This window comes from Pseudomonas sp. ADAK18 (assembly GCF_012935695.1).
GTDB lineage: Bacteria > Pseudomonadota > Gammaproteobacteria > Pseudomonadales > Pseudomonadaceae > Aquipseudomonas.
Genome location: NZ_CP052859.1, coordinates 6,396,303 through 6,418,575, shown reverse-complemented (window position 1 = coordinate 6,418,575; position 22,273 = coordinate 6,396,303). Strand labels below are relative to the sequence as shown.

The 22,273-nt window shown below is 58.8% G+C and carries 20 protein-coding genes; 13 read left to right on the top strand and 7 right to left on the bottom strand.

Features of this window, described 5'->3' with window-relative positions:
* Nucleotides 1-60 precede the first annotated feature (60 nt).
* The 3 genes from HKK55_RS28920 to HKK55_RS28910 are packed head-to-tail and all read right to left on the bottom strand — an operon-like array spanning nucleotide 61 to nucleotide 2,845.
* Nucleotides 61-996 (bottom strand): LysR substrate-binding domain-containing protein, encoded by a 936-nt coding sequence (locus HKK55_RS28920; protein ID WP_169357703.1) that lies wholly within the window; start codon nucleotides 994-996, stop codon nucleotides 61-63.
* Nucleotides 996-1,844, bottom strand: coding sequence for an EamA family transporter (locus tag HKK55_RS28915; protein ID WP_169357702.1), 849 nt, complete (start codon nucleotides 1,842-1,844; stop codon nucleotides 996-998). Before HKK55_RS28915 ends, HKK55_RS28920 begins: the two co-directional genes overlap by 1 nt.
* 53 nt (nucleotides 1,845-1,897) lie before the next feature.
* The gene (locus HKK55_RS28910) at nucleotides 1,898-2,845 is read right to left on the bottom strand and encodes a TauD/TfdA family dioxygenase (RefSeq protein WP_169357701.1); all 948 of its coding nucleotides are present in this window, start codon (nucleotides 2,843-2,845) and stop codon (nucleotides 1,898-1,900) included.
* A 461-nt stretch (nucleotides 2,846-3,306) separates the two neighbouring features.
* On the opposite strand from HKK55_RS28910, the gene HKK55_RS28905 reads away from it, so the two are divergent.
* The 4 genes from HKK55_RS28905 (at nucleotide 3,307) to HKK55_RS28890 (ending at nucleotide 7,331) form a co-directional block, all read left to right on the top strand.
* Nucleotides 3,307-3,609: a hypothetical protein gene (locus HKK55_RS28905; protein ID WP_169357700.1), complete on the top strand. Its 303-nt coding sequence runs from the start codon at nucleotides 3,307-3,309 to the stop codon at nucleotides 3,607-3,609.
* 261 nt (nucleotides 3,610-3,870) lie between these two features.
* Nucleotides 3,871-5,214, top strand: coding sequence for an MATE family efflux transporter (locus HKK55_RS28900; protein ID WP_169357699.1), 1,344 nt, complete (start codon nucleotides 3,871-3,873; stop codon nucleotides 5,212-5,214).
* A 117-nt stretch (nucleotides 5,215-5,331) separates the two neighbouring features.
* The gene (locus HKK55_RS28895; RefSeq protein ID WP_169357698.1) at nucleotides 5,332-6,846 is read left to right on the top strand and encodes a M91 family zinc metallopeptidase; all 1,515 of its coding nucleotides are present in this window, start codon (nucleotides 5,332-5,334) and stop codon (nucleotides 6,844-6,846) included.
* A gap of 176 nt (nucleotides 6,847-7,022) precedes the next feature.
* Entirely contained in the window at nucleotides 7,023-7,331 is a 309-nt protein-coding gene (locus HKK55_RS28890; RefSeq protein ID WP_169357697.1) for a hypothetical protein, read from the top strand.
* Nucleotides 7,332-7,438: 107 nt separating this feature from the next.
* On the opposite strand, the gene speA is transcribed toward HKK55_RS28890, so the two are convergent.
* The 4 genes from speA to HKK55_RS28870 form a co-directional block, all read right to left on the bottom strand.
* Nucleotides 7,439-9,352 carry an arginine decarboxylase gene (speA, locus tag HKK55_RS28885; protein WP_169357696.1) on the bottom strand — a complete coding sequence of 638 codons (1,914 nt, stop codon included), beginning with the start codon at nucleotides 9,350-9,352 and terminating at the stop codon, nucleotides 7,439-7,441.
* A gap of 213 nt (nucleotides 9,353-9,565) precedes the next feature.
* Nucleotides 9,566-9,937: a translation initiation factor Sui1 gene (locus tag HKK55_RS28880; RefSeq protein ID WP_169357695.1), complete on the bottom strand. Its 372-nt coding sequence runs from the start codon at nucleotides 9,935-9,937 to the stop codon at nucleotides 9,566-9,568.
* A 185-nt stretch (nucleotides 9,938-10,122) separates the two neighbouring features.
* Nucleotides 10,123-10,659, bottom strand: a complete 537-nt coding sequence (locus HKK55_RS28875; RefSeq protein WP_169357694.1) for an NUDIX hydrolase — start codon at nucleotides 10,657-10,659, stop codon at nucleotides 10,123-10,125.
* A gap of 2 nt (nucleotides 10,660-10,661) precedes the next feature.
* Nucleotides 10,662-11,729 (bottom strand): DUF2333 family protein, encoded by a 1,068-nt coding sequence (locus HKK55_RS28870; RefSeq protein ID WP_169357693.1) that lies wholly within the window; start codon nucleotides 11,727-11,729, stop codon nucleotides 10,662-10,664.
* 298 nt (nucleotides 11,730-12,027) lie between these two features.
* Between HKK55_RS28870 and HKK55_RS28865 the strand changes: the two genes are divergently transcribed.
* From HKK55_RS28865 to fis, 9 genes are all read left to right on the top strand, one after another.
* Nucleotides 12,028-13,698, top strand: a complete 1,671-nt coding sequence (locus tag HKK55_RS28865) for a PleD family two-component system response regulator (RefSeq protein ID WP_169357692.1) — start codon at nucleotides 12,028-12,030, stop codon at nucleotides 13,696-13,698.
* Between the two features lie 54 nt (nucleotides 13,699-13,752).
* Nucleotides 13,753-15,714 carry a methyl-accepting chemotaxis protein gene (locus HKK55_RS28860; RefSeq protein ID WP_169357691.1) on the top strand — a complete coding sequence of 654 codons (1,962 nt, stop codon included), beginning with the start codon at nucleotides 13,753-13,755 and terminating at the stop codon, nucleotides 15,712-15,714.
* Nucleotides 15,715-16,011: 297 nt separating this feature from the next.
* The gene (gene aroQ, locus HKK55_RS28855; RefSeq protein ID WP_169357690.1) at nucleotides 16,012-16,467 is read left to right on the top strand and encodes a type II 3-dehydroquinate dehydratase; all 456 of its coding nucleotides are present in this window, start codon (nucleotides 16,012-16,014) and stop codon (nucleotides 16,465-16,467) included.
* A gap of 25 nt (nucleotides 16,468-16,492) precedes the next feature.
* Entirely contained in the window at nucleotides 16,493-16,948 is a 456-nt protein-coding gene (accB, locus tag HKK55_RS28850) for an acetyl-CoA carboxylase biotin carboxyl carrier protein (protein ID WP_088424725.1), read from the top strand.
* A gap of 17 nt (nucleotides 16,949-16,965) precedes the next feature.
* Complete coding sequence (gene accC, locus HKK55_RS28845) at nucleotides 16,966-18,324, top strand: acetyl-CoA carboxylase biotin carboxylase subunit (protein WP_169357689.1); 1,359 nt, start codon at nucleotides 16,966-16,968, stop codon at nucleotides 18,322-18,324.
* A gap of 298 nt (nucleotides 18,325-18,622) precedes the next feature.
* A complete protein-coding gene (gene prmA, locus HKK55_RS28840) occupies nucleotides 18,623-19,501 on the top strand; it encodes a 50S ribosomal protein L11 methyltransferase (RefSeq protein ID WP_169357688.1) in 879 nt (292 codons plus the stop codon).
* 30 nt (nucleotides 19,502-19,531) lie between these two features.
* Entirely contained in the window at nucleotides 19,532-20,746 is a 1,215-nt protein-coding gene (locus tag HKK55_RS28835; RefSeq protein WP_169357687.1) for a DUF3426 domain-containing protein, read from the top strand.
* 185 nt (nucleotides 20,747-20,931) lie between these two features.
* Nucleotides 20,932-21,945, top strand: coding sequence for a tRNA dihydrouridine synthase DusB (gene dusB, locus HKK55_RS28830; RefSeq protein WP_169357686.1), 1,014 nt, complete (start codon nucleotides 20,932-20,934; stop codon nucleotides 21,943-21,945).
* Nucleotides 21,942-22,262 (top strand): DNA-binding transcriptional regulator Fis, encoded by a 321-nt coding sequence (fis, locus tag HKK55_RS28825; RefSeq protein ID WP_003186237.1) that lies wholly within the window; start codon nucleotides 21,942-21,944, stop codon nucleotides 22,260-22,262. The genes dusB and fis overlap by 4 nt, the downstream gene beginning before the upstream one ends.
* Nucleotides 22,263-22,273: the final 11 nt, after the last annotated feature.

The following is a 22,273-nucleotide window of genomic DNA, read 5'->3' as shown; positions in this document are numbered from 1 at the left end:
ATGTGTGGACGTTCAGTCACCCACCGCCACAGCGAGCAAGGCTGCCCATATTCATCTCCTTCAACCACATATTTGCGGATACTTAACCCCAACCTCTTGCAAGAACTCTCCCGCGCTAACCTTGAGCCAATCAATTAGCCGAGCGATATTGGGCTCCGACTGTCGTCCATTTCGGCAAATAATGTAGTAAGCCGCCGGCGACATCATCACGGGGCAGCTCAACGCAACCAATGCACCGTCTTCCAATTGGTCATACACCAGCGCGGTCCTACCCAACGAGATCCCACCCCCCTTCGCCGCCAGGCTGATGGCCAAGCTCGAATCCGGAAAGCGCGGCCCATGGTGATACGGCGGCGCAGCAACCCCCTGGAACGCAAACCAGCTCTCCCACCCCGGACACACCAGATCATCAACCCGATGAATCAACGGGTACCGGGCAATATCTGCCGGCGCAATATCGCCATTCTCACGGTAAAACGCCGGCGAGCACACGGGGAACACCGCATCCCGCATCAGCAACTCGACATGATGATCCGGGTAGTCACCGTACCCCATGACAACCGCGACATCGTATTGATGGGCACCCAGGTTGGCGCTGTTCATATCCGTACTGGTCAAAACCAAGTCAAGATTGAACGATGACTCAGCATGAGAACCATGCATTCTGGGGATCAGCCACGTCGAACAAAGAGAGGAAGTGCACGAGAGGTATAACGGTTGAGATTTTCCTGGGTTGAGCGAATGCAGCACCGCATCAAGATCCTTGAAAAACCCCTCGGTAACCGGCAACAACGCCTGCCCCGCTGCCGTCAACTTGACGCCGCGTGAGTGGCGCTCGAACAACTGCACTCCCCACCACTCCTCCAGGCCTGCGATCTGATGGCTGATCGCACTGGCGGTGAGGTTGAGTTCGGACGCAGCTCGCGCAAAACTGCCTGTTTGCGCGGCGCTGACAAAGGCTTGAAGCATGGGGGTGGGTGGTGGACGCTGAGCCATCAGGTGCTCACTTTGATGAGGATGATGCCGCAAACAATGACAAATGCCGAAAGCATCCGACGCCAACCGAACCGTTCATGAAGGAACAATGCGGCAATAATGGCGCCGATAATAACACTGGTTTCCCGCAGCGCTGACACCTTGGCCACCGCTTCCAACGACAGCGCGAACAACACCAAACCGTAGGATGCGAGGTAAAAAACACCGCCTAACATGCCTATCCGCCAATGCGCGCGTACTGCCTGAGAAAGAGCCGAGCGCTCCTTGAAAAACGCCAACACCGGGATCGGAATGCTCTGAAACACAGTCAGGTAGATGATGTATTGCAACACCGTCTCACTGGCTCTCACCCCTTTGGCATCCACCACCGTGTAAGACGCAATGAACGCCCCCGCGCACACCGCCATCAGAATCGGTTTGAACATATGAGCGGTCATCTTGCGCACAAACGTCAAACTGATAATCCCCACGCAAATCAGCAACACCCCAGCTATCGCCTGGAACGACAGCTGTTCATGCAGCAGAAAGTAGGAAAACAGCGCCACCAGTACCGGCGGCACACCACGCATCACCGGGTAGACTTGGCCGAAGTCTCCCGTCTCATACGCTTTAACGAGAAATAGCCTATAGGCCGTATTGAGCACCACCGAGAGCAACACATAGCCCCAGACCTGTAGGCTAGGCATATTGACCAGCGGCAACGCCGCCAGGCAGATCACCAACGCCGTGCCATCGACCATAGCCAGCGTCATGAAACGGCTGCTTCCGGCCCGGACAACGGCATTCCAGGTAGCGTGCATAAAGGCAGAGATCAAGACGAGCGTGATCGCTATGTCGGAGTTGTCCATGGGACTCAGCTTATGGTGGGTATTGGAGGATGTGCGTTATGAGCGTTGGGGCATCATTGTTTGCGTAGCCACATCCGAAGCATGTAGCGATTCAGATCGCTTAAAGTCTCGGCATCATCGATCTCTGCGCGTGGAGCATTCACATCTATGAAATGCGTTCGGGTATGAAGAAACTTGTTATCAGCCGAAATAAGCACCTGCCCAGGTTCCAGCAGCACGCGATGTTGGACCGTTGATTGATCAAGGACAGTATCCAAAAAGTCTAGCGCCTGAGATTGAGACCGTGTCAACGGCACGCCAGCTTTAAAGTGGGCTGACTCAATGTAGACACGAAAGTATCTAATCAGAGGAATACCTTCGCTGGAAAAGCTAAGTATGGGGGCTTTAAACAGTTGTTCCTCCTCTGCCATCCCGCGATTCTCAAAAAAGAAGTCACACTTGAGCTCTTCCAATATATCTGGAAACGCCATCAACTCCGCGTATACCGCGCTTGCATCAATCAGAATGCTCTCACCGCCCAAAAGCGCCTTCTGGCCGCAGGCCAGGATCAAATAATCAATAGGAAGCGGGTCGCTCACTCCGTCGTTGTGTACGTAAGCTCCCTGACGGGTCTGATGGTATCTCGCACCGTCTTCAATGCTTTTGCCACCTCGGTCGTAAACCTCAATCACCTTGTGACCAAGATGGTTCTGCACCATTGGCGCACCAAGTAAAGAACCAAATGTCCATACCAGCGATTTGAAACTTGCAAGGTTGTCGACCTTAAAACCATCAAGGATCAAGACATGGCTTTCATGGTCGATCATGTTTCGTATGTTACGTAACTCTTCGCTTAGGAAAGGTGAGTGACGCGGTTCAATGTAAGCCGGCTTCGCGTCGAATCGACTATCGTCGATATCCGGTTCGAATGTATTTTTTGCGTTCAGCAGCTCATCAAATGCAGATTTTGAGAGCCTGACTTTAGATACTTCTTGGCGAAAATTACTGACATTTATGTTCATCGCAATCCTTTACGGTGATTAGTTGGAGCAGCTATTTAACTAAGCCCGTCACGAGTAAAAAAGCGAAACCTCGTCAGCGCTGCCATCAAAATTCGTCATGCCAGACTTGTCCTACAGGCGAGCGCAATTAAGTGGTAGTCGCTGGCATTTCGTCACGGCTTGTAAAGGGCCAGCAAGCCATGTCCCTTTAAATTGCAGGACGTTTCCGAGACAATCCACGCCGCCTTGTGCCTGTTGGAACCGCTGGCTAGTCTTCGCCCCGTCACTGCTCATCAGTGATCGGGTTTAGTCGCTCGGGTCTTACATGGCGCATGGCTCTCATGAAGTTTTATGGTGGCTGTGCGCAGGGCGCCTTCGGGTGCGCCGGATTGCCATGTGGCCGGTCGACTAACCTGCGTACAGCCGCCACCCTCCGTTTAGTCGCGACGGGTGTCAGCTCCTAAATCATATGGAGTTACACCATGAATAAAATTGTCCCCGATCCACCGACCGACCCGCTCAACGACCGCGCCGCATTCAATCGCGCCCTCGAACACTACCTGCCGACGCAGAGCTTCCACACCATTAACGAAGACTTGAGCTTCGAAGACTCCCTGCTCTACACCGCCAGCCTGCTGAACAGCGCTTCGGCGACTGCGCTGGACTGTGGCGAATTGCTGGAGAGTCCACAGCGGGCGAAAATTCTGGCGGTGTGGCATTTGTTGGAAATTGCCAAGACCACCGTCGACCGCTCCATCGAATGCCTGCATCCACGTAAAGCCTGACCCCGCGCAGTCAAAAATGTGGGTGCGGCGGTGCGACTTACTTGCTCGCGAAAGCGGTTGTAGCCGCTGCCGAGGCACGAGGCTGCGATGCGTGTCCGCAGGACCGCCTTGGGGCCACTGCGTCGGAATGCCGCACCAAGCCCGTCGCAGCCTCATTCTTCGGCAGCGGCTACAACCGCTATCGCAGGCAAGCCAGCTCCCACATTGGTTCTGCGGCGTCACTGATGGGCAGTTACAATGCCGCTCCCCAAAGGAGCCTGCATGACTTCTCTGCTTACCGACTGGCGCCATCGCCCCACCCACCAACGCGTCTGGGCCCTGGCCGCGCCGATGATCCTGTCCAATATCTCGGTGCCCTTGGTGGCGCTGGTGGACAGCATGGTCATCGGTCATCTGCCCCATGCCCATCAACTCGGAGCCGTGGCCGTCGGCGCCAGCCTGTATACCTTCCTGGCTTGGGCCATGGGTTTCCTGCGCATGGGTTCCACCGGGTTTGCCGCCCAGGCCGCCGGACGCGGGGATGGCGCGGCCTTGCGGCAGATTCTCCTGCAAGGGTTGTTGCTGGCGTTGGGGTTGGCGATGTTACTGGGAACGATAGGTGTGCCCCTCAGCGGCCTGGTGCTGGACTGGATGCAGCCCTCGCCGGAGCTGAATGAGCTGACCCGCGAGTTTTTCCACACTCGCCTGTTCGGCTTGCCCGCAGCGCTTGCAAGCTACGCGTTGGTGGGCTGGTTCCTCGGCACCCAGAATGCTCGCGCGCCCTTGGCCATTTTGCTGACCACCAACCTGGTGAACATCGCCCTCAACCTATGGTTCGTCCTCGGACTGGACTGGGGCGTGGTCGGTTCGGCGCGGGCCTCGGTGATCGCGGAATGGACCGGCGCCCTGCTTGGCCTCGCGCTGACGCAAAAAGCCCTGCGCGCCTACCCCGGCCATATCGCCTGGGCGGCGTTGAAGTTATGGCAAAGCTGGCGTCCACTGCTGGCCGTCAACCGCGACATCTTTATCCGCAGCCTGGCGCTGCAATCGGTATTTTTCATGATCACGGTGCAAGGCGCACGCCTTGGGGATGCCACCGTCGCCGCCAACGCCCTGCTGCTCAACGGCCTGTTGCTGACCGCTCATGCTCTGGATGGCCTGGCCCACGCAGTCGAGGCATTGTGCGGCCATGCCATAGGCGCCCACGACCGCCAGGCCCTGCGTCGCTCGTTGGTGGTCGCCTGCGGTTGGTCGCTGCTGGCAAGCATCGGTTTCGCCTTGTTGTTTGCGGTGTTCGGTCATCTGTTTATTGCCATGCAGACCGATATCCCCAGCGTGCGCGAAACAGCCGACATCTACCTGCCCTATCTGGCAGTACTGCCGTTGATTGCGGTGTGGAGTTATCTGCTGGACGGTCTGTTTATCGGCGCCACCCGCGCCAGGGAAATGCGCAACGGCATGCTGCTGACGGTCCTGCTTCTGCTGCCCTTCGCCTGGATGTTGCAGGGCTTTGGCAATCACGGGCTGTGGATCACTTTTCTGCTGTTCATGGCGTTACGCAGCCTCACGTTGTGGGCCATTGCCTGGCGCTTGAACAAGCAGGACCGTTGGCTCACTGAACCCTGAGGACACTCGGCATCATTCGAATGTTACAAAGCAGTTTGGCTTTTTTCGGGATCCAAACCACAGAGCATTTATACCGCCGCGGCTAAACATCGGCCCTCACGTAAAGTTGATCTGTGAATGAACATACTCCCAATACCATCAACATCCCCTACCCTTTCTCCACCCGCCAGCAAACCGACAGAACCCGACGGCACACGTCACACCAACGTTTTAGTCGACGATGGCAATGTCAAAATTCAACATCTTTTTACCTATAAAACGGATCATCAAGGCAAGCGGGGCCTCGATGTCAGTCGGGTCCTTATTACCACCACCGACCAAGATGACAACGTCACTATCACCGTAGGCGTAAACCACCAACTCAACGCGCGTATAAATGGCAAAGACTACAAACTCCCACTGACTGCAAACAACGACTCGCACTCGCTGACCATCAGAACCGAAGGAGGCAATGACCGCATTACCGTCGACAAGCACGTCAACATCGAAATGCACATACGTGGTGGAGATGGCGATGACTACATCGCGGCGAATGGACGGTTTGGTACCGTGGACGGAGGTAAAGGCAACGATTACATACGCCTGGGCACCGGCCATACCGTGGCCTTTGGCGGCGATGGCGACGACACAATGATCGCGGGCATCGGCAACGCCGTAATGTCCGGCGGCAGAGGCAACGACAAGCTATATGCCACGTACCCCCTGCAGAACACAGACCAGCGGCAGGTTCACCTCAATGGCGACCAGGGTGATGACGAACTCTATGCCGGGACCGGCATAAACACCCTGAACGGCGGACTCGGCAACGATAAACTCGTGGGCTATCGCCAGACTACTTTCTACACCGGCGCGGGCCAGGACTCGGTCCACTCCTATGACCGTCGGGATCGGATCTACGCAAAAAAGACCGATACGGTCCACGCGCCAGAACAGGCAAAAACGTCCGCTATCGACTACAGCGACGCTGGCAAAAAAGGCTTCAGAATAGAGGGCCCCACAGAATTTGTTGAGCGGGTAGAAGACCAACTGGAGCAACTCAGGGGGTCGCCGGCCGGACAGAAAATGCTTCAGGAAATGGACCGTCTTGCCGAGAAGAATGGCGGCCCTGTGACCATCACACCTTCTGGCGTCGTAGCAAGAAACTCTTATGAGTTTGCCAATGCGTTCAGAGACGCTATCCCTGACAGCGAGTATGAAAAATTCAAATACCGGCCTGAGCTCGGGTTTATAAAAGATGGCGTCGCCGGCTCAGCAGCCACCCACGCGCAGATAACCTTTCATCCCGACTATTTCGAGAAGGCCTTTTCAATCTCGCCCTTAATCGCCCTGTTTCATGAGATGAGCCATGCCTATAACGGCGCGACCGGCACCTTTATACCGGGTAACAAGCCGATAATTGGAAATTATGGAATTCCCGTCATGGTGCGTGGCCAGCCGCTCACGGTGGAAAATGGCGAATATCAAGCCGTTGGGCTTCCAAGTAACGGCGCGGCCTTCGATTTCGACAACAACCCTCTGACACCGCCCACCACCGCCAACCCATGGCCATACAACGAAAACGCCTTGCGCGCAGAAATGGGCCTGCCGCTGCGTGATCGATATGAGGAGCAGGAGCCCCCGCGCATCGTTTAGGGCCGATTCCTGAAGACAGGACGAAGACTATGTCAGTGATATTCATGGCGTTGTGCATTCCTGTCACTTGGCTCTGACACTGCCTACCTGTGAATTCTGACAGGTTACAAACCTGTACCACAGGCGTTGAATGGCGATGGTTAAAACCCATCTCATACATTCAAGGAGAGTCGGATATGAACATCACAAAAGCCCTGTGGGTCGCCGCCGCTTTCGCGCTGGTAAGCATCGCCGGATGCACCAATGGACAAGGGCCTACTAACATTGCGGGGAAACAGAGGATCGAAAACAAAACCGCGTTCACGCTAGCGGTGATGCACGGTACTCAGTTACACCAGGTTGCCCCTTCCCAATCGATTGAGCTGGATATCAATAGCTTTAATATCACCATCTCGCTTGCTAACAGCGCGGGGAGAATTGACCGGCTGGTCCTTAAATACAACCCAGGCCGGTGTCCGGTAGCTCACTGCGTTGAAGTAAATTGACCAACCAACTTCAAGCGAGGTAACAAAGCTCGAGTGAACCCCAGCAGTACTCGGCGCAGGCGCCGCTACCTGTAGGAGCGAGTTTGCTCGCTCCTACAGGGCTTTACTTACGACGAGAGGTACGACGAACGCGTCAACCCCAACCGCAACGCATCCAGGAACTGAGTCCGCTCCGCCGCCGTGATCTTCGCACTGGCGCACTTGTCGCGGTAGTGAGTCATCAACTCTTCCGGCGACAAGTGCACGTAGCGCAGCATGTCTTCGATAGTGTCGTGGGTCTCGATACCGGCGCTGTACACCGAACCATCTTCGCGCTGATAGATGTTCACCGAGTCGGTGTCACCGAACAGGTTGTGCATGTCGCCAAGGATTTCCTGGTAGGCGCCCACCAGGAAAATACCCAGCAGATAGTCCTCGCCTTCCTTCACGGCGTGTACCGGCAAGCTGGTCTCGATGCTCTGCTCGTCGACGTACTGCTTGATCTTGCCGTCGGAATCGCAGGTCAGGTCTTGCAGCACGGCGCGGCGCAGCGGCTCTTCGTCCAGACGGTGCAGCGGCAGGATCGGCAGCACTTGGCCGATGGCCCAGGTGTCCGGCAGGCTCTGGAATACCGAAAAGTTGCAGATGTACTTGTCGGCCAGCTTGTCGTTGAGCTCGTCCAGCACCTGACGGTGGGAACGCTGACGGGCTTTCAACGAATCGTGCAGGCGACGGCACACAGCGAAGTAGCACTGCTCGGCCAGGGCTTTTTCCGCCAGCGTGATCTTGCCATCGGCGTACTGGGTGGCCACGTCGCTCATGTAGTGAGTGGCGCGCCAGTAGGTTTCGGTGACCATTTCAATATCGGTCGGGCCCAGCAGGTCCACCAGCCACTGCACGGTTTCCGGCAGGCTTTCCTTGTTCTCGATCTGGGGCACGTCGTCGTTGTGTTTCTCGACGTCGGTGACTTGCACCACCAGCATGGCGTGGTGGGCGGTCAGGGAACGGCCGCTCTCGGAGAAGATGTGCGGGTGCGGCAGGCTCTGGGCGTCGCAGAATTCCTTGAGCATGCCCACGACCACACCGGCGTAGTCGTCCATGTCGTAGTTGATGGAGCTGGCGTTACGCGAGTGGGTACCGTCGTAGTCCACGCCCAGGCCACCGCCGACGTCGATGTGATCCACCGGCAGGCCGAGGTTGCGCAGTTCGCCGTAGTAACGAATGGCTTCCTTGAAGCCGTGCTGGTAGTCCGCCAGGTTGGCGATCTGCGAGCCCATGTGGAAGTGCAGCAGGCGAATGCCCTGGTCCAGGCCGGCAGCGCGGAAGCGCTCCACCACGGACAACAGTTGTGCAGCCGACAGGCCGAACTTGGATTTCTCACCGCCGGTGTCAGCCCATTTGCTCGACGCCAGGGACGACAGGCGCACCCGCAGGCCAACCTGTGGCTTGACCTTAAGGTTAGCGGCTTCTTCGATCACCAGGCCGACTTCGGATTCTTTCTCAATCACGATAAAGACGTTGTGACCCAACTTCTGGCCCATCAGCGCCAGGCGGATGAACTCACGGTCCTTGTAACCGTTGCAGACGATGGTGCCGCCTTTCGGCGCCAACGCCAGCACGGCCAGCAGCTCAGGCTTGGAACCGGCTTCCAGGCCGATGGACACGTCCTGGGTGGCGATGATGTTCTCGATCACCGCTTCCTGCTGGTTCACCTTGATCGGGTACAGCGCGGTGTATTTGCTCTGGTATTCCAGGCGTTCGATGTTGGCATCGAAGGCGCCGGTCAACTGGCGTACGCGGTCTTGCAGAATGTCCGGGAAGCGCACCAGCAGCGGCAGGGACAGGCCGCTTTTACGCAGCTCGTCCACTTGCTCGTAAAGGTCGACGGGCGTGCTATTCGGGCCGTTCGGACGAACTTCGACGCGACCGGCGTCATTGATCGCGAAATACCCGGCCCCCCAATGGCGAATCCCGTAAACACTGCGGCTGTCCGCAACTGTCCATTGGCTGCCATCGTCTTTGCGTGTGCGTCGTACGGACATCGAAGTCCCCTATAAATGAAGTCGAAGTGCACCACCCCCCTTTCGGGGATGGCGCAGTCTAAAAAATGAAAATGACGATTTGCCTGTGAGAGGGGTAGACCCCGCTTGCAGGACAGAGTTTAGACACCGGTCAGGAACAGGCTCTGTGAAAACCATGGGGACGACAGCGCAGGTTCAGCGAGTGGGTCGTCAGGGTGGTTTTCACAGAGGCTGCTAGCCGCCGGATTTCTTCGCCTTGTAACCGAGCTTGATCAACTCGGCCAACAGCAACTCGACGTGGTCGCCCTGGATTTCGATGATCCCGTCTTTCAGGGCGCCACCGGTGCCACAGCGCTTTTTCAGCGTGGTGGCCAGCTCCTTGAGCGCGTCTTCAGCCAGGGGCACGCCGGTGATGGTCGTCACCGTCTTGCCGCCACGGCCTTTGCTCTCGCGACGTACGCGGGCAATGCCATCGCCTTCGGGAATCAGGGTTTGTTTGCAGGTACAGGCGTCCACGGGCTGGCGACAGTCCGGGCAATGTCGACCTGCGTCGGTGGAAAATACCAGGCCACCAAGGGCGGCGAAGGATGCGGCTTTTTTGGCCACCGGCAATCCTCTTGGGAGGACAAAGACTGATCAGCGCCCAACCGGGTCACCGACCGCGAAGCCCCACTCAGGCAGGGGCAGCGCTACTGGACCGGGGCAACGCGCCGGTTCAGTTTGAAAAGTCGCGCAGTGTAACGACAAAAAGCCTGCTTGCTAAGAGCCAAATGGCGCCAATTTATGCAACTTTAGCGACGTGAGGCCAGATAACGACGCAAGCCTTCCTGCGCATCCGGGCAGTAGGGCTTTTTGTCAGCGTCTCGCAGCACCGCATCGAGGGGCATGAAGCGTGCCTCCATGACCTCTTCAGGCTGCAGGCGCAGAGGGCCGTCCCAAACGGCGGAGAACGACGTACACCAGAGCCGGCTATCGCCGTCTTCAAAGTAGAAATGATCGTGAGCAGTTAATTCCACACCGCCAACGCCCAGTTCTTCTTCCAGCTCACGGGCGGCGGAATCGGCATACGACTCCCCTGCCGCCACCATTCCGCCCGCCGCCGTATCCCAAAACCCGGGGTAGATAGCTTTACTCAGAGTGCGCCGATGCACACACAGCTCACCGGCAGAGTTGAACAGGAAGATAAAGGTGCAGCGGCCGATCAGACCTCGCTGGCGCAGATCGGAACGCACCAGCGCGCCGAGCAGGTTGTCCTGCTCGTCGACCCAAGCGATCAGTTCGGCATCAGAGGCCGCACGGTGCGCGGCCTCCTGGGAGGAGGCGTCCATCATCAACCCTGGTTAAGAAGCTGACGCAAGTCGATCACCGCAGCGTTAGCCCGGGAAATGTAGTTGGCCATGACCAGCGAGTGATTGGCCAGGATGCCAAAGCCGCTGCCATTGAGGATCATGGGGCTCCACACCGGCTCCTGCGAGGCTTCCAGCTCACGAATGATCTGGCGCACGCTGACCGTGGCGTTCTTTTTGGCCAGCACATCGGCGAAGTCGACTTCAATGGCGCGCAGCAGATGGGACAGAGCCCAGGCCTGACCGCGTGCTTCGTAGAACACGTTATCGATCTGCATCCATGGCGTTTCCACCACTTCCTCATCGACCTGCGGCACTTCACCCGGCGCCAGGGCCTCGGTCTTCAGCGCGGTATTGAGCTTGACCCGGCCAACGCTGGCCGACAGCCGTTGCGACAACGAACCCAAGCGAGTGGCCACATCACCCAGCCAGTTGTTCAGGTTGTCGGCACGGGCGTAGAACAGCGCGCCTCTCTGGTTAGGATCCGACAAACGGGCTTCATAGCGGCTCAGGGAGTTGATGCCTTCCTGGTATTCCGACTCCGTGGATGGCAGCACCCAGCTCTTGTTGTCGAAGTTGAACCGTGGCTCGGCCTTGGCCAGGTCCGCATCTTCAGCCGACTGCGACTGGGAACGGGCGAAGTCCTTGCGCAAAGCACGGGTCAGGTCGCGCACTTGGACCAGCACGCCGTATTCCCAGCTCGGCATGTTGTCCATCCACAGGCCAGGCGGGAAACGGTCGTTGGAAATGTAGCCGCCAGGCTTGTTCAACAAGGTGCCGACCACGGTCTTGAGGGTTTCTACGGTGGTGTAACCCACCACCATCTGCTTGCCTTCCTTCTCGGCGGCGAGCTGGGCGTTCTGCTGGACCGCAAACAGGGCAGGCTCTTCGCTCCAGTACCAACCCAGGGCACCTGTCACCAACAGGTACAGGGCAATCAGGGAGAGCAACGCCCGGCTCATCAGCAGGTTACGAAAATAGCTGCGGGGAGCCGACTTGGGCTCGGGTGCCGGGCCCTTTGCACTGTCTGCACGGTTTTTCCAGTCCAGCATGGCGATATCCTTTCAATCACTTGAGTTCATGCACTTGAGTTGATGGCGTGCGTTAAAAGCTACGACCACAACCCTACCCCATCGTGCTGGTAAACGGCGCTTTTAATCAAACTGGCGCGTGGGAATAGCTCGACTATAAAGGATGCACGCTTTTTTGCGCCCACGCGACCAACAGGTCGGCAAATGAATAACCGGGCCCTTGCAGTTAATTGACGTATGACATTCGTGCAATGAAGAAGAGGTGCTAGCATAGAGCCACCAGTCGACCTCAGCATGCACCCTAACTAGTAGTCAGGATATGACCGAGCCAGAAGACCCCAGCCGTGAGCGCCTCAAGCACCATTTTGCCCAGCGGGTAATTCATCAGGCACGTCAAATTCTTGAGATCTGGCAGCGCCTGCAACGCAGCGAGTGGTCGAACGCCGACTTATCCGAACTCAGCGAGGCCAATCTGCGCCTGCTGCGTTTTGCCGAACGTTTCGAGCAACCTGAACACAGCCAACTGGCGCGACATATCAGCGATGCCCTGAAAGCCGTGGACGACAATCGCGGCCGGTTGAGCAGCCACCTGATCACCGACCTCAACCGTTTGATGCAGCGCCTGTCCCGCACCGGCCTGCGTCAGGGCGATCAGTTGGAACAAACCTTGTTGCCGCCCATGCGCAAGCCGATCTACGTGATGCTGGCCGATCACGACCGTGCCGAGCGCCTGGCCAAGCAACTGGAATTTTTTGGCTTGAGCGCCCAGCACCTGGACAGCGTAGCGGCGTTCCGCTCATCCATGGCTGAGCGTCTGCCGGCGGCGATTGTGATGGACGTGGACTTCTGCGGTCCGGGGCTGGGCCTGACGCTGGCGGCCGAAGCCCAGGAAGGCCTGGAGCAAAAGCTGCCACTGCTGTTTTTCAGCCTGCACGAAACCGACACCCCAACCCGCTTGGCCGCCGTACGCGCCGGCGGCCAGGAGTTCCTGACGGGCACCCTCGAAGCGTCGAGCCTGTTGGAAAAAATCGAAGTGCTGACCTGCGTCGCCCAGTACGAGCCTTATAAAGTGCTGATCATCGACGACTCCCGGGCCCAGGCCTTGCACACCGAGCGCCTGCTCAACAGTGCCGGTATCGTCACCCGCACCCTGATCGAACCGATCCAGGCCATGGCCGAACTGGCGGACTTCCAGCCGGACCTGATCATTCTCGACATGTATATGCCGGCCTGTACCGGTACCGAACTGGCCAAGGTTATTCGCCACAATGACCGTTATGTCAGCGTGCCGATTATCTACCTGTCCGCCGAAGATGACCTGGACAAGCAACTGGACGCCATGAGCGAAGGCGGCGACGACTTCCTCACCAAGCCGATCAAGCCGCGCCACCTGATCACCACCGTACGCAACCGGGCGGCGCGCGCGCGCAACCTCAAGGCGCGGATGGTCCGCGACAGCCTGACCGGGCTGTACAACCACACCCATATCCTGCAATTGCTCGAAGACTGCAGCTTCCGCTCCCGACGCGAGAGCAAGCCGTTGAGCTTTGCCATGCTCGACATTGACCACTTCAAGCGGGTCAACGACAGCCACGGTCACCCCATGGGCGACCGGGTCATCAAGAGCCTGGCGCTGTTCCTCAAACAGCGATTGCGCAAGACCGACTACATCGGCCGCTACGGTGGTGAAGAGTTCGCCATCGTCATGCCCGACACCGACCTCGACGCCGCCTGCAAAGTACTGGATGAAATTCGCAGTCGCTTCGCCGAGATTCACTACCCCGCCCAGCCCCAGGACTTGTGGTGCACCTTCAGTGCCGGTGTGGTGGAGCTGACGGAAGGCTGCGACAGCCTGATGATGGCGGCCCAGGCCGATGAGGCGCTGTACCGGGCCAAGGATGCCGGACGCAATCGAGTGCAGCCGACGCGAGCATCAAAGCAAAGTGCCATCTTTTCACCGGAATCCACTGAATCCGTCATAACCCTGTAATGAAAACGCAATAACTTCAGGCGCTTATCCTACAGCCGTTGGTTGAAACCACGCATGCGCCTGAAGCTGCTGACGAACCTGAACACCCTTCTTCTGGTCGCCGTTTGCCTGGCCTTGGGCGCTACGCTCTGGTGGTCGCAACGGGCACTGGAACGACCTTACCTGTTGATGGAACGCTACTTGGGCCTGTCGCAGGTCTTTCAGAACCAGGCGGCGCGCAATATCGACGACTACTTGGCCAGCGGCGATGCCCTGCGCTTGAGCAGCGCCAGCCAAAGCCTGGAAAGGCTGTTGCAACATCTGGACGAACTGCCAGCCGACCTGGCGCAAAACCTGCGGCCCAGCCTTGTCGACCTCGATAGCTTCAGCAAGACCGACCTGCTGGCTGCCGGCAAGCTGGCGGGCGACCCGCAAGCGTTGCTGCTGCAAGCCGAGCGGGAGTTGGGGGCGAATCTGGAACAACTCAGCCAATACGCCAGCGGGGTCAATTCACCTGACGCCGCACGTTATCTGCCGCCCTTGCTCGCAGCGTCCCAGCATCTGGCCAAACTGTCCCTGGCCCGGGACAAGCTGGTCAGCAGCGGGCGCAGCGAGCTGGCCGACGATGTCGAGCGGGAAGTGGCCAATATTCGTAGCCAGGCCGAACTGCTTGAGCAACTGCCATTGCTGGGCGTGACCGCCAACACCGAATCCAACACCGATGACTTCTCGGCACTGATGGGCCTGGAAAACACCGAAAAGACCGTCGCCCAGGACTCCGGCGTCGACCTCAAACGTGAACTCAACAGCCTGCTGACCCGCTACCCGGCGGAACTCAAGCGCACCCGCGAACAAATCCGCCAGCGGGCAGACCTGGCCAGCGCTACGCACCTGAAAATCGACACCGTGCAGCAAGCCATCGCGGGGTTGGAGCCCGTGGTACGCGCCCAACACGGGCAAATCCAAGGCGAAGTGCGGGTGATACAGGGGGTAATGATCGGTTTGATTCTGCTGATCGCACTGCTGATCGACACATTACAGCGACGCCTGGCCCGGGTTCTGACCAACCTGGCGCCGGCGCTGTCGACCTGGGCCGAAGGCGATTTCAGCCAGCCTATCGCTCTGGGCGCTACCAATCGCGAGTTGCACGATATTGAAGAGTCGCTCAATCGCCTGCGTGCCTATCTGGTGGCTCTGGTGGGCACCATCAGAGACAACGCCGAGCAAGTGGCCGGCAGTAGCCGAACCTTGGCCGAGTTGAGCAGCGGGCTGCACGACGGTGCCGAGCGGCAGGCCGGCGATACCGCGCAAATCCGCGACTCGCTGGGGGAGCTGGAAGCCACTATTCAGCAAGTGGCGGGCGACGCCAGCCAGGCCGCCGGGGCCAGCCGCAGTGCCGGGCAGGCGGTGGAACAGGGCCAACGTGTGATCGGCCTGAGCCTGACCGGATTGCACGCATTGGTAGGCGAAGTGCAGGGTAATGCGCAGATGATCGAGAAACTGGCCGAAGAATCCGCCACCATCGGCGGTGTACTGACAGTGATCCGCTCGATTGCCGACCAGACCAACCTGCTGGCCCTCAATGCCGCCATCGAAGCGGCCCGGGCGGGTGAAGCCGGCCGCGGGTTTGCCGTGGTCGCCGATGAAGTCCGCTCCCTGGCCCAGCGCACCGCCGGCGCCACCGCCGAAATCCAGGCCCTGATCGCCAGCTTGCAAACGGCTGCCAGGCAATCGGTGGAAGGCATGCGTGCTCAAGTCGAGCATGCCGAAGCCACCGCCCAGCAAGCCCAGGCAGCTGACGGGGCGCTGGATGAAATCGTCGGAGCGATCCAGACCATTTCCGACACCGCCGTACGTATTGCTGATGTCACCGCCCAGCAGAGCGGTGCTGTCAGTGAAATTCGCGATAACAGTGAGCGGATTCACCAACTGGGTGAGGATAATCTGCTGCGCATTGGTCAGGGGCGTAGTCAGGGTGAACACCTGCTGGTGCTCGGCGGGCAACTCAATACGGCGGTGCAGGCCTTTCGTGTCTGACTCGATCTTCCGCCTTATGGAGATCAAAATGTGGGAGCTGGCTTGCCTGCGATAGCGGTACCTCAGTGGCAGATTTACAACCTGATACACCGCTATCGCAGGCAAGCCAGCTCCCACGTGGAACCAGTGCTGTCTTCAAGACCGTATTACCCATGACCGGATTTAGCGAGCCGGTCACATATTTTGCGCAATCCTCGCTAATCGTGCTGCCTACTGCATAGAACTGGACAGTCACAAAGGCTTTGCGGCATAGTCGCCGGGTTCTGCCGTACCCACACTAATAACTAGGAACAGCCGATGGCGACCTTACTGGTTCTGCACGGACCCAACCTGAACCTGCTTGGCACCCGCGAACCGGGCGTTTACGGTGCAGTTACCCTCGAGCAGATCAACCTTGATCTGGAGCGACGGGCCCGTGATGCCGGCCACCATTTGCTCTACCTGCAAAGCAATGCCGAGTACGAATTGATTGATCGCATCCACGCCGCGCGCGGCGAAGGTGTGGACTTCATCCTGATCAATCCCGCCGCTTTTACGCATACAAGCGTTGCATTACGTGACGCGCTGCTGGCGGTGAGCATCCCATTCATCGAAGTGCATTTATCGAACGTGCACAAACGCGAACCTTTCCGCCATCACTCTTACTTCTCCGACGTTGCGGTAGGAGTGATCTGCGGCCTTGGCGCCAGCGGTTATCGACTGGCCCTGGAGGCCGCCCTGGAACAGCTTGAAGACACGGCCAAGCGCCCCTGACCGACCCTTTGGGAGTTGATGATTCATGGATATCCGTAAAGTTAAGAAGTTGATCGAACTGCTGGAAGAGTCCGGTATCGACGAGCTGGAGATCAAGGAAGGCGAGGAATCCGTACGGATCAGCCGTCACAGCAAGACCCCGGCCCAACAGTTCTATGCACCACAGATGCAAGCTCCGGCGCCTGCGCCAGTGGCTGCCGCTCCGGTTGCGACCGTTGCCGAAGCCCCTGCTGCTCCGAAACTGAATGGTTTTGTGGTCAAGTCGCCTATGGTCGGTACTTTCTACCGCACCCCGGCACCGACCTCGCCAGCCTTTGTTGAAATCGGCCAGACCGTCAAAGTGGGCGACACCATCTGTATCGTTGAAGCGATGAAGATGATGAACCACATCCAAGCTGAAAAAGCCGGTGTGATCGAATCCATCCTGGTAGAAAACGGTCAGCCGGTTGAATTCGACCAACCGCTGTTCACCATCGTTTGAACCGCGGAGAGCCAACGATGTTGAAACCTGCGAAGCTGGAAAAAGTCCTGATCGCCAACCGCGGCGAAATCGCCCTGCGGATCCTGCGCGCTTGCAAGGAAATGGGCATCAAGACCGTCGCGGTGTACTCGACTGCCGACAAAGAGCTGATGCACCTGGGTCTGGCTGACGAGACAGTTTGCATCGGCCCGGCCCCTGCCAACCTGTCTTACCTGCACATCCCGGCGATCATCGCGGCGGCTGAAGTGACCGGCGCTACCGCCATTCACCCAGGCTACGGTTTCCTCGCGGAAAACGCCGATTTCGCCGAACAGGTGGAAAAATCCGGTTTTGCCTTCATCGGCCCGAAAGCCGACACCATTCGCCTGATGGGCGACAAGGTATCGGCCAAGCACGCCATGATCGCTGCCGGCGTGCCAACCGTTCCAGGTTCCGACGGCCCACTGCCTGAAGACCCGGAAACCGCTCTACGCATTGGTCGCGAAGTCGGTTACCCGGTGATCATCAAGGCCGCTGGCGGCGGCGGTGGTCGCGGCATGCGCGTTGTGCATAAAGAAGAAGACCTGATCGAAGCGGCCAAGCAGACTCGTGAAGAAGCGGGCGCCTGGTTCAGCAACCCGATGGTCTACCTCGAGAAATACCTGACCAACCCACGTCACGTGGAAGTCCAGGTGCTTTCCGATGGCCAGGGTCACGCGATTCACCTGGGCGACCGTGACTGCTCGCTGCAACGTCGTCACCAGAAAGTTCTTGAAGAAGCACCGGCACCGGGCCTGGATGAAACTGCCCGTGCCGAAGTGTTGGCGCGCTGCGTCAAGGCCTGCATCGACATTAACTACCGTGGTGCTGGCACCTTCGAGTTCCTCTACGAGAACGGCCGCTTCTACTTCATCGAGATGAACACTCGTGTGCAGGTAGAGCACCCCGTATCGGAAATGGTCACGGGCATCGACATCGTCAAGGAGATGCTGAGCATCGCCGCTGGCAACACGCTGTCGTTTACCCAGGATGACGTGAAGATCCACGGCCACTCGCTCGAGTGCCGGATCAACGCCGAAGACCCGAAGACCTTTATCCCAAGCCCAGGCATGGTCAAGCATTTCCATGCACCAGGTGGCAACGGCGTTCGCGTCGATTCGCACCTGTACAGCGGCTACAAGGTTCCGTCGAACTACGACTCCCTGATCGGCAAGCTGATCACTTGGGGCTCGACTCGCGATGAAGCCATGGCACGCATGCGCAATGCCCTGGACGAAATCGTGGTAGACGGCATCAAGACCAACATCCCGTTGCATCGGGATCTGGTTCGCGATGAAGGGTTCTGCGAAGGTGGTGTGAATATTCACTACCTGGAACACAAGCTGGCTAATCAGTAAGTGCTCCACCCTGACAAAGCCGCCTTCGGGCGGCTTTGTTGTTTATGGGATCTTGAAAACACCACCACACAATGTGGGAGCCGGGCTTGCCCGCGATGGCGGCTGTAGCCTCTCTGCGATGCGTCCTTGGGGCCGCTACGCAGCCCATCGCAGCCTCGTACCTCGACAGCGGCTACAACTAGCCCAGATTCGACACCCGTGTATCCAACGGTGTCGTCTTCTGTCCCTCGCTCGCGTAAACTTGCGCGCTTTCACAGCCTCACCCGGCTGCACACTCATATTTTCAAAGGTGCCCGCCATGCCTTGGCTGCAAGTCCGTCTCGCCATCAGCCCAGAACAAGCCGAAACCTACGAAGACGCGTTCCTTGAAGTTGGCGCCGTGTCGGTGACCTTCATGGACGCCGAAGACCAGCCGATCTTCGAGCCGGAACTGAACACCACCCCGCTGTGGTCCCACACCCATCTGCTGGCCCTGTTCGAAGACGGCACCGATGCCGCCAGCGTCCTGGCCCACATGGAACTGCTCACCGGCAGCCCGCTGCCCGAGCACCACAGCGAAATCATCGAAGACCAGGATTGGGAACGCAGCTGGATGGACAACTTCCAGCCCATGCGTTTCGGCCAGCGCCTGTGGATCGTGCCAAGCTGGCACGCCGCTCCCGAGCCTGACGCGGTAAACCTGTTGCTGGACCCGGGCCTGGCCTTCGGCACCGGCACTCACCCGACCACCGCCCTGTGCCTGGAATGGCTCGACGGCCAGGACCTGCAAAATTGCAACGTACTGGACTTCGGCTGCGGCTCGGGGATTCTGGCCATCGCCGCCCTGCTGCTGGGCGCCAACGAAGCTGTCGGTACCGATATCGACGTGCAAGCCCTGGAAGCTTCCCGCGATAACGCCGGGCGCAACAACATCCCGGAAGACAAATTCCCGCTGTACCTGCCAGAGCAACTGCCTCAAGTGCAGGCCGACGTGCTGGTTGCCAACATTCTCGCCGGGCCGCTGGTCTCGCTGGCGCCGCAACTGTCCAGCCTGGTCAAGCCAGGTGGCCGCCTGGCGTTGTCGGGGATCCTCGCCGAGCAAGGCGAAGACGTCGCCGCCGCCTACGCCAAGGATTTCGAGCTGGATCCGATCGCCAACCGTGATGGCTGGGTACGCATCAGCGGTCGTCGGCGCTAGAATGAGCGCCTGCATGAATCGGATGGCCGCATGACCGACAGTTTCGTCACCCAGTGCCCGCATTGCCAAGCGCGCTTTCGTGTCAACCACGCTCAACTGAGCGTGGCCCGCGGCGTGGTTCGCTGTGGCGCGTGCCTGCAAACGTTCAATGCTGCCCGCCAGTTGCTGGAACAACATGCCAGCCCCGCAGCGCCTGCACCTCAAGCGCCCGCAGCAGCAGAACCGATACCTGAGCCACCGCGCGCCATCAGCCAAAAGCAATGGAGTGCCGAAGAGCTGGACCTGGATAACCTGGACCTCGATGAAGAGCTGGCCAAGCTTGAACGCCGGGAGATTCAACACACCCAGCCGCCGGGCACCGATCGCCGGCAAAAGGAAGACGCCCTCAGCGCAACCCGTGACTCGGCCAAGGCCGAAGAAGAACAATGGGCCGCCAGCCTATTCAGCGACACACCCGACGAACGGGCTCAGGCCATAAAATCGACAGACGACGAGCCTGAACCGGCAACACCGGCTGCCGGCAAAGCCAAGCGTACCGAGCCATCGATGTCGTTCAGTACCGTCGAAGAGCCAGACGAGCCTGTACTTCACGCCGAGCATGCCGATGACGAACGTGACCCTCCTGTAACGCCCGTCAGCATCGAACCGGAACCTGAACAGCCACGCCGCAAACGTGCTCGCCGCGACACCAGTGCCCATGATGAAATGCTCCAGGACCTGGAAGATGATCCGCTGCATCTCTATGCCCAGAAACGTCCTTCGGGCTGGGGTGGCCGCCTGTTCTGGGGCTTGTTGGTACTCCTGGCCGCCGCAGGCCTGGCGGGCCAGTACGTCGCTTATCAATTCGATGACCTGGCACGCCAGGATGCCTATCGCCCCTGGTTCCAGGAACTGTGCCCGAAAGTAGGCTGCACCGTGCCATCACGGGTCGACATCGCCCACATCAAGAGCAGCAACCTGGTGGTGCGTAGCCACCCGGAGTTCAGCGGTGCGCTGGTAGTGGACGCGATCATCTATAACCGCGCAACCTTCTCCCAGCCTTTTCCGTTGCTGGAACTGCGCTTCGCCGACCTCAACGGAAACCTGATCGCCAGCCGGCGCTTCAAGCCCGCCGAGTACCTCAACGGCGAACTGGCAGGCCAGACCGAGATGCCGTCCCAGACCCCCATTCACATCGCCCTGGACATCCTCGACCCGGGCAACAAGGCCGTGAATTACAGCCTGAGTTTCCACTCCCCCGAGTGAATCGGTTCAGGCGTTGAGGTTTGACGGCGGATTATTGACTGCGCCGTCCGCGACCAAACTGGCGGCGATAAGAAAATAACTGTTCAGATTTTATCCAATTCAGCCTTTATCCAGTCATCGAGAGCGGGTATCATGCCAACCCTTTTTCGAACTCTAATGATCCGGCCCCACAACAGGGAAGTCCTATGTCGGCGGTACGCATCGGCCCATACACATTGCACAACGGCTTGATTCTCGCCCCCATGGCGGGCGTCACCGACCAGCCCTTTCGTCAGCTTTGCAAGCGATTGGGAGCAGGCCTTGTAGTCTCGGAAATGGTCACCAGCGACATGAGCTTGTGGAACACCCGCAAATCGCGGATGCGCATGATCCACGAAGGTGATCCCGAGCCCCGCTCGGTACAGATCGCCGGCGGTGACGCGCAGATGCTGGCGGATGCGGCCCGGGCCAACGTCGAGTTGGGGGCGCAGATTATTGATATCAACATGGGCTGTCCGGCAAAAAAAGTCTGCAACAAGGCCGCCGGTTCTGCTTTGCTCAAGGATGAAGCACTGGTGAGCGAGATCCTGCATGCCGTTGTCGCTGCAGTGGATGTGCCGGTCACCCTGAAGATTCGCACCGGCTGGGACCGGGAGAACAAGAATGGCCTGACGGTGGCGAAGATCGCCGAACAGGCGGGCATTACAGCGCTGGCAGTGCATGGCCGCACCCGCGCCGACCTTTATACCGGTGAAGCCGAGTACGACACCATTGCCGCGATCAAGCAGGCAGTGTCGATTCCGGTCTTTGCCAACGGCGACATCGACTCGGCCGAGAAAGCCCGGCGCGTACTGCACGCGACCGGCGCCGACGGCCTGTTGATTGGCCGGGCAGCCCAAGGGCGGCCATGGATTTTTCGTGAGATCGAGCATTTTCTGCGTACCGGCGAAACCTTGCCGGCACCGGAGTTGATCGAGGTGGAACGTATTCTGCTAGAGCATCTGGCCGCCCTGCACGCCTTCTACGGAGACGTGATGGGAGTACGCATTGCTCGCAAGCATGTCGGCTGGTATCTCGCAACCTTGCCGGGCGCCAGGGAATTTCGCGCCCACTTCAATCGTTTGGATGATACGCAAGCACAGGTCGCCACCGTTCGAGAGTATTTCAGCGAGCGTGAAAAGAGCCTGGGGACAGGGGACGGAGAAGGGGTGGCCGCATGACGATGATGACCGAGACTTTAGTGAGTGGAACGACACCCGTGAGCGACAACGTCAATTTGAAACAGCACCTCAACACGCCGAGCGAAGAAGGCCAGACCCTTCGCGGGAGTGTCGAGAAGGCGCTGCACAATTATTTCGCCCACCTTGAGGGCGCTGCCGTCACGGACGTGTACAACCTGGTGCTCTCCGAAGTCGAGGCGCCCTTGCTCGAAAGCGTGATGAACTACGTCAAGGGCAACCAGACCAAAGCCAGTGAGCTGCTGGGCCTCAACCGGGGCACCTTGCGCAAAAAGCTCAAGCAGTACGATTTGCTGTAAGCATTCAATCA